The organism is Veillonella atypica KON, assembly GCF_002959915.1.
Classification (GTDB): Bacteria; Bacillota; Negativicutes; order Veillonellales; family Veillonellaceae; genus Veillonella; species Veillonella atypica.
Window position 1 is genome coordinate 1 of the sequence record NZ_PPDE01000002.1, and the last position, 17,413, is coordinate 17,413.

At 40.5% G+C, this 17,413-nt stretch carries 9 protein-coding genes; 7 read left to right on the plus strand and 2 right to left on the minus strand.

Features of this window, described 5'->3' with window-relative positions; genetic code table 11:
- Positions 1–524, plus strand: a 524-nt coding sequence (gene istB / locus VAHSUH02_RS00860; protein WP_105112024.1) for an IS21-like element helper ATPase IstB, incomplete at its 5' end; no start/stop codon positions are given.
- A 285-nt stretch (positions 525–809) separates the two neighbouring features.
- Here istB and VAHSUH02_RS00865 read toward each other — a convergent pair.
- Positions 810–1,214, minus strand: coding sequence for a type II toxin-antitoxin system death-on-curing family toxin (locus VAHSUH02_RS00865; RefSeq protein WP_005382443.1), 405 nt, complete (start codon positions 1,212–1,214; stop codon positions 810–812).
- Entirely contained in the window at positions 1,211–1,372 is a 162-nt protein-coding gene (locus VAHSUH02_RS09670; protein WP_005382444.1) for a hypothetical protein, read from the minus strand. Before VAHSUH02_RS09670 ends, VAHSUH02_RS00865 begins: the two co-directional genes overlap by 4 nt.
- Positions 1,373–1,707: 335 nt before the next feature.
- Between VAHSUH02_RS09670 and VAHSUH02_RS00870 the strand changes: the two genes are divergently transcribed.
- The 6 genes from VAHSUH02_RS00870 (at position 1,708) to VAHSUH02_RS09735 (ending at position 17,049) form a co-directional block, all read left to right on the plus strand.
- Positions 1,708–3,915 (plus strand): ATP-dependent Clp protease ATP-binding subunit, encoded by a 2,208-nt coding sequence (locus VAHSUH02_RS00870; protein WP_005382446.1) that lies wholly within the window; start codon positions 1,708–1,710, stop codon positions 3,913–3,915.
- 327 nt (positions 3,916–4,242) lie between these two features.
- The gene (locus VAHSUH02_RS00875) at positions 4,243–5,010 is read left to right on the plus strand and encodes a LamB/YcsF family protein (RefSeq protein WP_038148563.1); all 768 of its coding nucleotides are present in this window, start codon (positions 4,243–4,245) and stop codon (positions 5,008–5,010) included.
- 55 nt (positions 5,011–5,065) lie between these two features.
- The gene (locus VAHSUH02_RS00880) at positions 5,066–6,262 is read left to right on the plus strand and encodes an NRAMP family divalent metal transporter (RefSeq protein WP_005382448.1); all 1,197 of its coding nucleotides are present in this window, start codon (positions 5,066–5,068) and stop codon (positions 6,260–6,262) included.
- Positions 6,263–6,271: 9 nt separating this feature from the next.
- The gene (gene pxpB / locus VAHSUH02_RS00885) at positions 6,272–7,015 is read left to right on the plus strand and encodes a 5-oxoprolinase subunit PxpB (RefSeq protein WP_005382449.1); all 744 of its coding nucleotides are present in this window, start codon (positions 6,272–6,274) and stop codon (positions 7,013–7,015) included.
- Positions 7,002–8,033, plus strand: coding sequence for a 5-oxoprolinase subunit C family protein (locus tag VAHSUH02_RS00890; protein WP_005382450.1), 1,032 nt, complete (start codon positions 7,002–7,004; stop codon positions 8,031–8,033). Before pxpB ends, VAHSUH02_RS00890 begins: the two co-directional genes overlap by 14 nt.
- A gap of 565 nt (positions 8,034–8,598) precedes the next feature.
- The gene (locus VAHSUH02_RS09735) at positions 8,599–17,049 is read left to right on the plus strand and encodes a YadA-like family protein (protein WP_169996407.1); all 8,451 of its coding nucleotides are present in this window, start codon (positions 8,599–8,601) and stop codon (positions 17,047–17,049) included.
- Positions 17,050–17,413: the final 364 nt, after the last annotated feature.

The window sequence follows — 17,413 nt, forward strand, 5'->3', positions numbered from 1 at the left end:
TTGAATTTTCATTTCAACCACAAATTAACGAAATGCAAATTAAGGATTTAGCATCATTAGGATTCATGGAACAAGCTGAAAACATTGTATTTCTTGGCTCTAGCGGAGTTGGGAAAACACATTTAGCTACATCACTAGGTATTGAAAGCTCTCGTAACAGACGAAGCACCTATTTTATTAAATGCCATGATTTAATTCAAAACCTTAAGAGTGCAAAAGATGAAGGACGATTAGAAACTCGGCTCAAGCATTATGCACGCTACCAATTACTCATCATTGATGAAATTGGCTATTTACCGTTACAACCAGGTGATGCTAACTTACTATTTCAAATTATTGATAGACGGTACGAAAAGAAAAGTACCATCGTAACGTCTAACATTAATTTTGATGAGTGGGCTACCATTTTACATGATGAGCGAGTAGCTAATGCTATTGTTGATCGATTACTTCACCATGCACATGTGATTAGCATAACTGGAGATTCATACCGGTTACGAAACCATATGCAACAGAAGGAATAACTGTACATTGTACATCGTCAAAATTGTACATTCTTATATTGACATTTACACCCTATATATGTGCCTTGTTAGAAATAGAACAGGTCTGTACTAATTAGAAGGGCCCTATGTATAGGTCTTGTTAGAAATAGAACAGGCCTGTACTAATTTGAAGGGCCCTATGTATAGGTCTTGTTAGAAATAGAACAGGCCTGTACTAATTTGTGGGCCCCTATATATGTATCTTGTTAGAAATAGAACAGGCGTGTTCTAATTTATAGAACCCTATGTATCTCTGTCGAATTATTAGTTTGCATCAATCTCTACGGTATTCTTCTGTAACCATTGCACCAATTCTGTATTTGTCATATTACCTGAGGCAACATCGATAATCATATTTTCTACGTCTTGTTGTGTTGCCGTAATATCGAATCCATTGATAATTAAATATACATACATGCTATGCAATGCTGTTCGTTTGTTTCCATCCGTAAAAGGATGATTGTTGGCTAAGCCATAACATAATTGTGCCGCTTTGTCGTAGATGGATGGGTATAGATCATTCCCCATAAAGGTTTGAAAGGGGGTATAGACGGCTGATGCTAATAGGTTTTCATCGCGTACGCCTGGTGAAAGGACAAATGCACTTTCTAGTTGGGCGTGGAGCTCATAGATATCTTGTAAGGTGAATTGGATATTAGCTGTATTCATTTGTTCTCCAATGCTTTATAGAGTTTATAATTTCGTTTTAGTACTTGCTGGGAAATGTCTTTAATACGCTTCGCTAGTTCTTTGTTGTTAGCACTTGTCATGATAGGTGTGTTGTGGAGTGCGGTGGAATCGGTATGGGGTGAAGAATTTTGTGCCATAGTTTGATCTCCTTTGATATATTTTGACTTTCATTTCTATTATATAGGTAATAAATCAATAGAAACAATAGAATTTCTAATGAAACAAGCGAAAAATAAAAATGGAAAACCTCTTGCAAACCTAGTATTTATCTGCACTTTTACTAATAAAAATATATTTGTTAAAATAAAAGTCAAAAAAAGTCAAAAATTCTTAATTTGACCTATTGACTTTTTGACTTAATAAGTTTATTATAATGACATAAGGTTAAAGAAACCTAGAAATAAAGCAAGAAATTAAAGAGACTTAAAAGGTCAAATAGATATACTTGTAGTGAAAAAGTGAGGTAATTTATATGAACAACAACTTCAATAACTTTGGTAGCGAATTTGGTAGCATGAATGATTTGTTCAATCAATTGATGGGTAACATGGGTGGTTATTCCACAGAAAATCGTCGTTATAAAATAAATGGTCGTGAAGTAACTCCTGAAGAGTTTGCTTATTATCGTCAAACAGGTCATTTGCCTACTAATGAAGAAATCCAAGCAGCACAAGCTGCAGCTCAACAAGGCAAAATGAAAAAGGATGGTATCCTTGCTCGTTTAGGTACGAACTTAACAGATGAAGCTCGTAATGGTAAGCTTGATCCTGTTATCGGTCGTAACAAAGAAATTCAAGAAACTGCTGAAATCTTAGCACGACGTACAAAAAACAATCCAGTTCTAGTCGGCGATGCTGGTGTTGGTAAAACGGCTGTTGTAGAAGGCTTGGCACAAGCAATCGTAAATGGCGATGTTCCAGCAGCGATTAAAAATAAAGAAATCATTTCCATCGATATTTCCGGTTTGGAAGCTGGTACTCAATACCGTGGTTCCTTCGAAGAAAATATCCAAAACCTTATCAAAGAGGTTAAGGCTGCTGGTAATATCATCTTGTTCTTCGACGAAATCCATCAAATCTTGGGCGCTGGTTCCACAGGTGATGGTCAAGGCTCTAAAGGCTTAGCAGATATCTTGAAACCTGCTTTGTCCCGTGGTGAAATGACTGTTATCGGTGCTACTACACAAGATGAATACCGTAACACAATCATGAAAAACGCAGCACTTGCTCGTCGTTTCAATGAAGTAAAAGTAAACGCACCATCTGCAGAAGATACTTTCAAAATTCTACAAGGCATTCGTCCATTATACGAAGCGCATCATAACATTGAATTGCCAGATGCCGTTTTGAAAGCCGCTGTAGATTATTCCGTACAATACATTCCTCAACGTAGCTTGCCAGATAAAGCCATCGACTTGATCGATGTAACAGCAGCTCACTTGGCTTCCCAACATCCTGTAACTGATATTAAAACATTAGAAGCAGATATTGCAGATGCTAAAGCTAAACAAGAAGAGTTTGCTCAAAAAGAAGATTACGAATCCGCTATTAACGAAAAAATGCGTATTCAAAAATTACAAGAAGAAATCGATAAGCACACTGATAACCAAAAGGTTGTGGCTAAGGTTAACGATGTAGCCGAAGCGGTAGAACGTATGACTGGCATCCCTGTTTCTCAAATGGGTGCATCCGATATTGAACGTTTGAAAGATATGAAAACTCGTTTACAAGCTCATGTAATCGGTCAAGATAAAGCAGTAGAAGCTGTTTCTAAAGCTATCCGTCGTAACCGTGCAGGCTTTGATGAAGGCAACCGTCCAATCGGTAGCTTCTTATTCGTAGGTCCTACTGGTGTTGGTAAAACAGAATTGGCTAAACAATTAGCACTTGATATGTTCGGTAACAAAGATGCTATCATCCGCTTGGATATGTCCGAATACAGTGACCGCACAGCAGTTTCCAAATTGATTGGTGCTACAGCTGGTTACGTTGGTTACGAAGATAACTCCAATACATTGACTGAACGCGTTCGTCGTAATCCATATTCCATCGTATTGTTCGACGAAATCGAAAAAGCAGACCCTCAAGTTATTACATTACTTCTTCAAGTATTGGACGATGGTCGCTTAACAGATGGTCAAGGTAACACAGTAAACTTCAAGAACACTGTTATCATTGCTACATCCAACGCAGGTTTCGGTTATGGCAGCGACAATGACGATGAAAACAAAGTTGATGTAATGGACCGCATTGCTCCATTCTTCCGTCCTGAATTCTTGAACCGTTTCAATGCTGTTATCGAATTCAATCAATTGAGCAAAGAAGATTTGAAGAAAATCGTTGATTTGATGCTCGACCAAGTTAACAAGACTTTGGCTAAAAAACAAATTACCTTAGATGTAACTGACGAAGCTAAAGATTTGTTGATGGAACAAGGTTATGACAAAACAATGGGCGCTCGTCCATTACGTCGTGTCATCGAATCTGAAATTCGTGACAATGTAACTGATTACTACTTGGATCACATCGATGCAAAACACTTGCTTGCTGATGTTGTAGATGGTCACATCGTAATCAGCGACAAGGATGCTGCTAACACATCCGATGCTAAATCCGATGATGACAAATCTGCAGACCACAGCAAACAAGCTGATGATGCTGCATCCAAGGACAATAAATAATCGGTAGGCTATTGACCCTTTCATTGAATCCCTTACAACTCTCTCCATATACACACATATAACAATAGTCCTATTGATTGTGAAAGCACTCGACATTACGTCGAGTGCTTTTTTGCGTTATTATATGAATTTTGTATACATGACAAAAATCATTGATAACGTATCAATATATTTTGTATAATCATGTTACTATATTCTATAGAATTTAAAGAAAAGATGAAGAATATAATGGAAATTAGAATATAAGGAAAATTAGAATATAAGGGGAATTAGAATATAAGAAAAACCAAGCATATAAGAAAGATGAAGAGCGAGAGGAGCATAGTGATGTCACATTATATAGATTTAAATAGCGATTTAGGTGAAAGCTTTGGCAATTATACATTGGGCATGGATAGTGAGGTATTAAATCACGTTACTAGTGCGAATGTAGCTTGTGGATGGCATGCCGGCGATCCTCTCATCATGGAGGCCACTGTTAAGATGTGCAAGGAGAAGGGCGTAGCCGTAGGGGCTCATCCGGGATATCCTGATTTGATGGGCTTTGGACGCCGCAAGATGGCGGTCAGCCCTGATGAGGCACGGGCGTATATGATCTACCAACTCGGTGCGTTGCAAGGATTTTGCAATCAGTACGATGTAGAGTTGCAGCATATGAAATTACATGGTGCTTTTTATAACATGGCGTGTGTAACGCCGGAATTAGCTGATGCGGTATTAGATGGTTTACAAGCGGTGAATCCCAATGTTCGAGCCATGGTGCTCAGCGGTAGTTATATCGCTAAAGAGGCAGAGCGACGAGGTATTCCAGTGATACAAGAGGTCTTTGCAGACCGAGGCTATACAGAGGAAGGCACCTTGGTACCTCGTACGGAAGAGGGGGCTTTCATAAAAGACCCGCAAGAGGCATTAGAACGGGTGCTCATGATGGTGCAAGAAGGCAAGGTCGTAACGAATACGGGCAAAACGATCGATATTGCAGCCGATTCTGTATGCGTTCATGGCGATAATCCAAAAGCGATAGCTTTCACAAAATATATTCGTGAAGGCCTCACTAAGGCAGGTGTCGTGGTAGCGAATTTTCAGAATCGATAGATTACAATCGATTGTATAAGAATAGATAGAATCAGAATAGATAAAAGGAGTCAGTATGAAACCGATTACAGGAAAAGCGAGTTTATCTGTCCTCTTAGGGGCAGCATTTTTGATGGCCACGTCGTCCATTGGACCAGGATTTATGTTACAAACGGCGGCGTTTACAGGCCAGTTAAAGGCGGATTTTGCGTTCGCCATTGTGGTGTCCGTTATTTTCTCCATCATTGCACAGCTCAATGTATGGACCATCATCGGCATATCTCAAATGCGGGGCCAAGACATTGCGAATAAGGTATTGCCCGGCCTTGGTTACTTCGTAGCGTTCTTGATTTCCCTTGGAGGCCTTGCGTTCAATATCGGCAACATTGGGGGCGCGTCCATGGGCCTTAACATCGTATTCGGTATCGATACGACGACGGCAGCGGCCATCAGTGGTATGTTGGGGATTTTATTATTTGCATCCCCTAAAATGGGTGGCGTTCTCGATAATACGGCGAAAGTGTTGGGCACAGTGATGCTCTTACTCATCGGTTATGTAGCGTTTTCTACTAATCCTCCTGTAGCAGAGGCCGCAACCCATGCCATTGTGCCAACCAATTATCCTTGGCTAGCTACGATTACCCTTATCGGCGGTACCGTAGGTGGGTACATTACATTCTCCGGCGGCCATCGCTTGATTGATGCGGGCATTACAGGCCGTGAACATTTAAAAGATGTGCGTCGCGCTGCCTTCATGGGCATGTCCGTAGACGCCATTGTTCGTATATTGTTATTCTTAGCCGTACTCGGCGTCGTATCCATGGGCTTTGCGTTAGATCCAAAGGACCCAGCAGGTTCTGCGTTCTTACTTGGTGCTGGTGAAATCGGTCATAAATTATTCGGTATCGTATTCTTCTGCGCTGCGTTGACATCTGTTGTGGGTGCTGCCTATACATCGGTATCCTTCCTTAAAACCTTGTTCAAGGTGGTGGAACGGTATGAAAAATTGACTATCATGGCATTCATCTTCGTTTCCACATGCATTCTTATCTTTATTGGTAAACCAGCTACGTTGTTAATCGTGGCGGGCTCTGTGAATGGTTTGATCTTGCCTGTTACCTTAGCCGTTATGTTATTGGCAACGCGTAAGACGAATATCGTAGGGGACTATAAGCACAATCCGGTTCTGTTCTACACCGGTTGGATTGTCGTGCTTGTGACTGCTTATATCGGTGTTACATCCTTGCAAGGTATTGCAAAATTATTAGGTTAGGGGGACCTCATGAATCCCACGATTTCACCTGTTGGAGATAGTGCTATCTCCATCGAATTTGGTCAAGTCATTGACCCTAATATTAATCAGCGTATCCGTCAGACTGTGACGGGTATTGAAAGCCTCCATTTAGAGGGTATTATTGAGATGGTGCCTACTTATTGTGCGCTTCTCATTCAGTATGATGCATTGCGCCACACCTATGCTGAACTGTGCCACATTCTTGAACCTATCTGTACGCAGCCTATTCAATCTGATGAAAATGAACTCGTGACGGTCGTAGAGATACCGACCGTCTATGGTGGTGAATTTGGTCCAGACCTTGGATTTGTAGCCTCTCATAATCACTTAACCGAGGCTGACGTGGTAAGCATTCATAGCGGCACGGATTACCTCGTGTACATGATGGGCTTTATTCCGGGCTTTACCTATTTAGGAGGCATGGATCCGCGCATCGCTACGCCGCGATTGTCCTCGCCGCGTACGCATATTCCGGCAGGGTCCGTAGGCATCGCGGGTGAGCAGACCGGCACCTATCCATCGGATTCCCCTGGTGGCTGGCAAATTATAGGACGCACGCCTCTGTCCATGTACGATGCATCCCGTGAAGAGGCGGCTCTGCTTAAGGCAGGCGATTATGTGCGCTATGTTCCTATTGATGAAAGTGCGTTCCACTGTATTAAGAAATTGGGCTCTTCTTTTAAGCCCGTTGTACATCATGTAAAGGTAGGTGACCTCCGTGGCGGTAAGTGAATATAAGAATGCGTCATTTGAGGTGGTGGCACCTGGTATGATGACCACCGTGCAAGACGGAGGGCGCGTAGGCTTTCAACAATATGGCATGCCCGTAGCTGGTCCCATGGATGGTGAAAGCTATTCTATTGGACAAGCCCTTGTAGGGAATACGACACCAGTAGGGGCTTTGGAGTGCACTGTTCTCAGTCCTACGCTGAAGGTGAAAGGCACATGCATTGTTGCTTTCACAGGTGCCGACATGAGGCCTACCATTAATAATGTAGAGGTGCCGCGGTACATTCCTTTTGTCTGTCATAACGGCGATGTCATCTCTGGCAGCTTTAGCCAATGTGGGGTGCGCATGTATATTTCCTTCGCCGGGGGCATCGATGTGCCCGAAATCAACGGCAGCGTGGCGACACATACAAAGGCGAATATTGGCGGATTTGAGGGACGTCCCTTAGTGGCGGGCGATGAAGTGCGTTTAAAGGACTGTACGCGTGATATTATAGTCTGCGAATATACTAGAGAATCAAATCATTTATTTAATACGGTTCTATTTAATCGGGGCGGCCGTGAATGCCATGAACCGCTGCGCGTTGTACTGGGCTCGCAAGCTAAGTACTTTACAGAAATGGGTATTCGTAATTTTAGCACTGAGCTCTATACATTGACCATTCAATGCGACCGTATGGGATTTAGATTAGATGGGGCGCCTGTTGAACACATCGACGGCGCCGATATCATCTCCGATGGCGCTGTATTTGGATCCATTCAAGTTCCATCTGATGGTAATCCAATTATCCTCATGGCTGATCGACAAACAACAGGGGGCTATACGAAAATTGGCACCGTTATTACCGCCGATTTGCCTAGATTGAGCCAGTTGCCTATTGGGGATGGAATTACCTTTGATATTGTATCTGTGGAAGAGGCACAAGAGATGTATAGGGCATATATGCAAAATTTGCATAGCAAAATTCGGCTAGCTTTTGCACAAAGTACATTTGTATTTTCTCTAAAAACAATAATATAATACGTAAAAAACGACTGGTTTATAAGTTTACACATAATTTTGTATGTATATGTATTTTATGAAAGCCACTCTTTGTAGTAAGGAGTGGCTTTTTTGTGTATAAAGTATAAATCAACATTAAAATATTTATCGTATTACTTAAAAATATATCGATATATTTTCTTAATCAAAAATCATCTATAAAAAATGAGAATAAAATGAACCGATTTGATATAGCTTAAGTTGTGTAAAATCAATAACGGCTTGATAATGAGAATGGCAGAAATGCTACATATGATGAAAATACATACAATATGAATTAAAATACATAAAGAATTTATATAGAGCATAGTGAATACAAGCAAAAAATAGAAATAGACAAAATTCGAAATAGGAATTAAATATTCTTAATCCGTATAATTTACAATTGAGAAATATGAGAGGAGTATGATAGAATAATGAAATCAAATTCATAGTTTTTTAGAAGTTAATGGGTTTTATTGCTCTACAAAGAGCTAAACTTCATTATGTATTTGAAAATATATTTCATGTAGTTGAGAGGTTAGTTAGTGAAAAGGAAGCGAAAATGAATAAAATCTTTAAAGTTATTTGGTCTAAGTCTAAACAATGCTATGTTGTAGTATCTGAATTGGCAAAGAATACAACAGGGAAAAAGAAAATTGTTGTGGCTAGTATTCTAGCGGCCATGGTTGCTGGGCAAGCTATGCAAGTTGAGGCTGCATTTGGGAAAATTACGGGTAGTACTGGTACAGGATCTTTAGCGATTTCTGGTGCTGGTGGTAATTATGCTACTGCATCTACAGACGATGCTATTGCGGTTGGTCAAGATGCGTCTGCTACTGGGAGAGGTGGTATTGCGGTTGGCAGAAAGTCTAATGCTGTTCATAATGCTCTTTCAATAGGGTGGATAGCATCTGCAACAACTCAAGGAGCAATTGCTATTGGTTCAGCTCTTGAAGAACCTGGTGTTTCTGGACAAAAAGAGGTAGTGTCAGATGGTTTTTATTCCATTGCAATTGGGGGGGCATCAAAATCTTCTGGTACAACTTCAGTCGCTTTAGGTGTAAAATCTTCCGCTTCTGAAGATAGTGCTATTGCTATTGGTACAGATGCAACAGCTTCTAAAACGAGTGCAACTGCTGTTGGTAAGAGTGCTGAGGCTTCCGGTAGCGAAGCTACATCATTTGGTGTAGCAAGTACTGCTAATAAAGATGGTGCGCTTGCTATTGGATCGCATTCAACATCTTCAGTAAAAGCTGGTACAGCTATTGGATACAATGCTTCTGTATCTTACAGTGGTGCTGGCGATAGTTGGGGCGCAACAGCTATAGGTGCACAAACCTCTGTAACTGGTAAAAATGCAGTAGCTATTGGTCGGGCATCAAAAGCGAGTGGTAATAATTCACTTGCTATAGGTGCTGGCAATAATGATGATGGTACAGCTTCTACTGAATTTGCTGAATCAACTGGTACAAACTCATTAGCAATAGGTTATAATGCGAAAGCTAAAAATATTAGTGCTGTGGCAGTAGGTAAAGGCGCAAAAGCTGAGGGGGTTGCCTCTACAGCACTTGGTGAAACTGCATTGGCCGATCAGGATAATGATAGTGCATTAGGTAATAGTGTTCATGCCAGTGGTGGCGGATCTAGTGCGGTTGGTTATTTAGTGACTACGTCAGGTAATCAAGCTTTTGGTGCCGGTTCTAATACGACTGTATCCGGCGGTGCTGCTATTGGTATTGGTTATATGAATACTGCTTCTGGAAATCGTGCTATCAGTATTGGTTCAGATAATAATGGTACAAAAAATACTGCATCGGGTGATTATTCCATTGCTCTTGGTGCTGCTTCACAAGCTACGAAGACTAATAGTACTGCAGTAGGTACAAATTCAAATGCAACTGGAGCAGATTCATTTGCAGGTGCATCTGGTAAAGCGTCAGGTGATGCATCAATCGCCATTGGTAAAGCAGCGAATGCTGGTGGTACAACTGCTGCTGCTAGCTCCATTGCTATCGGTGATAATGCAGCAGCATCTGGTGTTGCAAGTACTGCAGTTGGTAAAAAGGCTTTAGCGGATAAAGATAATGATAGTTCTTTTGGTAATACTTCTCATGCTAGTGGTGGCGGTTCATCTGCTATTGGTTACTTAGTTACTACAAGTGGTAACCAAGCTTTTGGTGCTGGCTCTAATACAACTGTATCTGGCACAGCTGCAGTAGGTATTGGTTATAGCAATGAAGTTACTGGTGATCGTGCTGTTGCAATTGGTAGTTCATTAAATAGTGTTAAAACTGGAGCTTCTGGTGATTATGGTGTGGCTATTGGTGCTGCATCTCGTGCTCTAGCAGAAGCAGCTACTGCTATCGGTAAAAATACAATCTCTAGTGGTGCAGACTCCATTGCTATTGGTACTGCTGCTACATCCACATCCGCAGCGTCTAGTGCAATTTCTGTAGGTAAAAATGCTAAGACAGAAGATCAAAATGCAGTAGCAATCGGTGTTGATTCGTATGCGAAAACTATGGATAGCATAGCAATTGGTAATACTGCAAAAGCAACTGGGGCGGTGTCTACTGCTTTGGGGGCGCGTGCTGAGGCGTTAGGTACTAGTGCCGTCGCTGTTGGTATAAATGCTAAAGCAAAAAAAGATCAGGCTACAGCATTAGGTTTTAGTGCACAGGCTAATGAGAAGAATTCAGTTGCTCTTGGTTATAGTGCAATATCATCTCAAGAAAATGCAGTAGCTCTTGGTAGTGCTTCTACCACAACAACAAATGCAACAAGTCAAGGTTCCGTTGTTATTGGTGGTAAAACAATAACTTGGAGCGGGGCACCAACGGTAACAGGTACAGGAATGCAAGTTTCTGTTGGTTCTGTTGGGGCTGAACGTCAAATCAAGAACGTAGCAGCAGGTGAAGTATCAAAAACTAGTACTGATGCAATCAATGGTTCTCAATTGTATGCTGTAGCAGACGCGTTAAGAACAAAATATGTATCTATAAAATCTTCTGCAACTGGTATTGGTAGCAATGAAAATAATGATGGCGCTACTGATACTGATGCTATAGCAATCGGACCAAAGGCTTCTGCTACCAAACCTAATGCAACTGCATTAGGTAAAGGGGCGGCAGCTACAGATAGTAATAGTACAGCTATTGGTACAGGGGCTCAAGCGACTGGTAGTTCGTCAGTTGCTTTAGGTGATAGTGCTAATGCATCGAGTAGTCAAGCGATTGCAATTGGTAAAAGTACGGTAGCATCTCAGTATGATGCGGTTGCTATTGGTAATGGTTCTAATGCTACTGCAAGTTATACCTTAGCAACAAATGGGGGGGCTGCAAGTGGTTTAATGTCCATTTCTGTAGGTCACAGTACAGAAGCTACCAAAGAAAATGCAGTTGCAGTGGGGTATAATTCAAAAGCAAACGGGGAATCTTCTGTTGCTATCAGTGGTGGTACTACAGAAGCTGAAAAGGCTATAGCTATTGGAACTGATGCACAAGCTACAAAAGAAGGTAGCATTGCTCAGGGCTGGAAATCATTAGCATCGAGTAAGGGAACTGTAGCAATCGGTGGATCTGCTGATGGTACTGAATTGGGGGCACAAGCTACGGAATTGTATGCATCTGCTTATGGTAATCAAGCTACTGCTTCCGGGCAATATTCTACAGCATTAGGTAATCAGTCTACAGCATCTCAAAGTCATGCAACTGCTGTAGGTCATCTTGCTAATGCTACAGCTGATTCCGCTGCTGCTATTGGTTATAATGCTCGTGCTCAAGGAACCTATGCGTTTGCTGCTGTGGGTGGTCAAGCTATTGGTGTAGATACGATTGCTATTGGCCGTGACTCAGTGGCTAATACTATTGGCAGTATTGCACAAGGCAAGGGTGCTAATGCTTTAGGTGGTAGTAGCATTGCTATCGGTAGTGCTTATGGTACTAATGCAGGTGCAGCTACTAATGGAGAAAATGCGATTGCTTTGGGGGCTGGGTCCTCCTCCACTGCAAACAATGCGTTGGCACTCGGTCTTAATGCTAATTCGTCTGCCACTGATAGTATTGCAATTGGTGCGGGCTCTCAAACTAGTGTAGAAAAAGGTGTTGCACTTGGCGCTGGTTCTAAAGCTAATGTAGTTTCTGGTGTTGCTGGTTATAATGCTAATACAGAAAATATTGCTCGTACAGATAAGTATTCTGGTCTAACTGGCGTGGCATTGAATAGTAACTTAGGGGCTCTATCAGTTGGTGTAACTGATGCTAGTGGTGCTGCTACTAGCACACGACAAATTGTAGGTGTTGCAGCTGGTAAAGCCGATACTGATGCCGTTAACGTAGCACAATTGAAGAGCGTTAACCTAGCTTTCACAGGTAATTCTGGTAGTGGCGACGTTAATTTATCTAAGAGTCAATTAGCTGTTGAAGGTGGTACTAATTCTTTTATTACTACTACGGCTGCTAATAAGAAATTAGAGATTAATACAACACAAGGTAAGTTGAAAAATACGTCTGGTACTGTATCTGTTGATGGTAATAATGGTTTAGCAGTTGCTCAAAATGTAGCGGATGTTATTAATCAAGTTAGTGCCGACCAATCCATAAAATATAAAGCTAATGGTACAGGGACTAATAGCGTTAAACTATCCGATGGTTTAAACTTTAAAGATGGTACTACTACAACAGCAACAGTAGGTGCAAATGGTCAAGTAACCTTTGATCTTAATACGGCAACACAGAAATCGATTACTGATTCTGCTACTGCTGTAGCGCGTACGATTTCTCTTGGCGGCGATACTGGTACTACAACGGCTAAATCATTAACATCTGGTAATGTTAACTTTGGTGTTAAGAGTGGCAGTCCTACATATCTTACAACGACTGCAAATGGTAATGATGTGACCTTGACTATCAATGAGCAGGCCATTAAGAATGCCGCTAAGGATGCATCATCTTTCAAGGTGAAAGCAAATGCTACTGCTGCAGAAGATGTTAAAGGTGGCGATACAGTTGTCTTCAATAATGGTGATAATATCGCGATTACCCAAACTGGTAAGACCTTTAAAATTGCTACAGCTAAAAATGTAGCATTTGATACAGCTACTATCGGTACTAATACAACTATCGGCTCTACAGGGGTTTCAACTAATAAAGTTACAGTAGGCAATATTTCTATTGATGGCACTGATGGTATTAATGCAGGTGGTAAGGCGATTACCAATGTAGGCACTGGTCGTGTATCTAACAGCAGTACAGATGATGGTAATGTTGCTAACATTGGTGATGTTAAAGCTATCACTAATAATGCTGTAGCTAATTTGTCTACAAGTCTTGGAGTTACAGATGGTACGAATAGTGGTACTGTTAACTTAAAGAACCAAAGTTTAAAAGTTGTTGGTACAGGTGTTGCAAAAGCAACTGTGAATGGTCAAACAATTACAGTTGATGTAGCAAAAGGTACATTGACAAATAATACGACAACTGGTGCTTTAACTGGCACTGCTGGTGTTGTTGATGCTAATGATATGGCTACGGCTGTTAATACAGCGATTACTAAAGCAGTAGATACTGCTACTGGCACACAAAAACTTGATATTTCTGCAGGTGGTACAGATAGCTCTGTTAACCTTAAAAATCAAAAATTAACGGTAGCCGGTACAGGTGCTGCGACAGCGTCTTTGACTGGTCAAACGATTACTGTTAATGTGGCGGAAGGTACATTAACACCAAATACTACGAATGGGACAGCTACTGCAACTGCAGGTGTGGCAAAGGCTGTAGATGTAGCCGCAGCGATTAATAATACTAATTCTGTATTAGGTAATAAAATTACGGCAGCTACACAATCTTTATCTACATTAGGAGACAATAAATTTAAATTAACGGCAGATTCAACCTCCACAACAGGACAAGCCTTTAATCAGTCTGGTGGTTTATCCTTCAAAGTGGCAGGTGATGGTACCTTTATTTCTACGTCCGCTGCTGGTGATACAGTAACTATTTCTGTTAAACAAGGTGTCTTTGGTAGTAATGCAGATGGTACAGCCAAATCTACTACTAATGGTGTGGCAACAACTGACAAGGTAGCCGATATCGTTAATACAACTGTTTCAAATGCTGTAAACAATATTACAAGTAACCAAAACCTTAAAATTGGTGGTGACACTACTGCAGCTAACTCAGCAGTAAACCTTAAAAATGATACCTTATCTGTAAAAGGTGATAATAAATATATTTCAACAGCAGCATCTGGCAATGACATTACCTTAACGGTTAATGAACAAGCCATCAAGGATGCAGCTAAAGATGCATCATCTTTCAAGGTAAAAGCTAATTCTACTGCTGCAGAAGATGTTAAAGGTGGCGATACAGTTGCTTTCAACGATGGTGATAATATTGCGATTACCCAAACTGGTAAGACATTTAAAATTGCTACGGCTAAAAATGTAACATTTGATGCTGCAACTATTGGTGGTAATACAACTATCGGATCTACAGGTGTTACAACTAATAAAGTGACAGTAGGTGGTATCTCTATTGATGGTACTAATGGTATCAATGCAGGTAGTAAGCAAATTACTAACGTCGCAAGCGGTGGTACTACAGTTACAAATGCTGCGAATATTGGAGATGTGGATACTAAGGTTACAACTGCCATTAATGATTTGACCACTAACTTGACTAAAAATACAACTATTGCTTACACAGCAAACACAGCTACTCCTGGTCAAACTGTATCCTTAAAAGATGGATTTAACTTTACTAATGGTACATTAACAACTGCAGAAGTAGCAGCTGGTGGTGTTGTGAAGTTTAATGTAACACAAGGTTCGTTATCTACTGATGCAAATGGTAATATTACAAACACAGCAGGTGTAGCTACAACAGATGATGTAAAAAATGCTGTTAATACCGCAATTAATAAAGCAGTTACTAATTCAAGTGCAGCGGTCAATACACTAGGTACGAATACTTTCACATTAACAGGTGATAATAGTACGTCTACAACAGGACAAGCACTCAATAAAAATGGTGGTTTATCCTTTAAAGTAGCAGGTGATGGCACCTTTATTACTACGTCTGCTGCTACTGATACGGTAACTGTGTCTATCAAACAAGGTACATTTGGTAGTAATACAGATGGTACAGCTAAATCCACTACTAATGGTGTAGCGACAACAAATGATGTAGCCAATATCGTTAATACAACCGTTAATAATGCTGTTACTAAAGCGACAGGTGCTCAAGTACTTAACATCACAGATGGCAATAACAATGGTTCTATTAACCTTAAAAATGACGCATTGAAGGTTGTAGGTACAGATGGTGTTACTACTGAAGTGAATGGTAAAACCATTACTGTAGGTTTAGATACGACTACTAAGGATAAGATTAATAATGCTAGTGTAGCAACGAATAAAAATATTTCTCTTGCTGCAGATACAGGCACTACATCTAGCCAATCCTTAAAAGATGGTGATGTATCCTTTGCGGTAAAAGGTGCAAGTGGGGATTACATCTCTACCAACATGAATGGTAGTACTGTGGAGATTTCTACAAAACGTGCAACCATCGATAGCAATGCCGCAACAGGCCAAGCTTCCGTAACTGGAAATGATGGACTTGCAACTGCGAAAAATGTAGCTGACGCTATTAATGCGGCGACTGCAAAAGCAGTATCTCAATCTGCATGGAAACTTGCTGCAGATGGTACGACCGGTACAGAAACGATTTCCGGTGGTGACACTGTTAACTTTAAAGCTGGATCCAATATGGAAGTATCTCGTACTGGCAAGGATATTACCTATAAGACAAAAGACAATGTTGCTTTCACAACGGTAACAGCTGGTACAGGCGCTAATGAGGTTAAATTAGACGGCAATACTGGCACGGTAACTGCTAAGGATATCACTGCTACGGGCGATGTAACTGCTAAAAATGTAACTACATCTGGTAATGTGACTGCCGCAGGTACTGTGAAAGGTGACACTGTTCAAGGTAATACTGTGAAAGCTGGTAATGTAACAATTACAGGTGGTACAACAAATACCATTACAGGTCTATCCAATACAACATGGACTCCAGCAGGTGGTATTCAAGCTGATCGTGCAGCTACTGAAGGTCAATTGCAACAAGCAATTAATCAAGTAAATGCTACGGTTGGTAGTACAGCATTAACTTTCAAAGGGGATACGAATCCTGCACAATCTATGACATTGCAAGGTAATACATTTGCTATCACTGGTGATACGATGATTAAGACTACAACAAATACTAATGGTATTGGTTTATCTCTTGATACATCAAAAGTTAATATTGCCTATACTGCGAATGGTTTGAATGGTCAAACAACGAGTCTGGCAAGCGGATTTAATTTCACTGATGGTGATCATACAAAAGCAACTGTAGCAGCTAGTGGCGTAGTGAAATACGATGCTAAAACATCGACTATTTCCGTTGCAAATGGACATGCTACGTCTAGTGGTAATGATCTCGCAACTGCAGATAATGTGGCCGATGCGATTAATCAAATGACCCAAAATAACTCGGGTAATACAACGCAACTTCGTCAAGAAATTAGCAAGGTTGCTACCGAAACGCAACGTGTAGGTGCTCATGCGGCTGCGATGGCGGCGTTGAAACCAATTCAATACGATCCATTGGCTCCAACACAAATCATGGCTGGCGTAGGTAACTATCGTGGTGAAAGCGCAGCAGCATTAGGTATTGCACACTATACAAATGACAATACTATGTTTAACGTAGGGGTGTCTGTTGGTGGTAATCATAACATGATTAATGCGGGCGTAACACACAAATTTGGCATTAGTGCTGAAAAGAAAAATATTCCTGATCGTTATAAAGCGGGCCCTATTAGCTCCATTTATGTAATGCAAGATGAAATGACTCAATTGCGTTCTGAAAACGAAGCGTACAAGGCTAAGCTTGATAAACAACAATCTGAAATCGATGCATTGAAAGCAGCTGTTGATCAATTGCTTGCTTCTAAAGCTTAGTTTTAGGTGCATACACAATTTATATATTTGTATATCTTCATGTATGAATATGTATATGGTGAAAGCCACCACTCGTTATGAGTGGTGGCTTTTTTTGTGTTCAAATTTATCTATCTCATTAAAAGATTATCTTAAATATAAAATGAATTATAAAATATACTTTGAAAATAAAATATTACATCAATTAATAAATACGAGATGAAAAATACGCATATTGAAAATAAATAGAGATATTTTATGGAAAGTTGATTAACAATTAGGTTGCATAATCATTCATAAACATTTATCCAAAAAGATAAAAATATACATAGATAAAAATAAAAGAAATAGATTAAATCTATATTCTTTTGGCTTTTGAAAATAT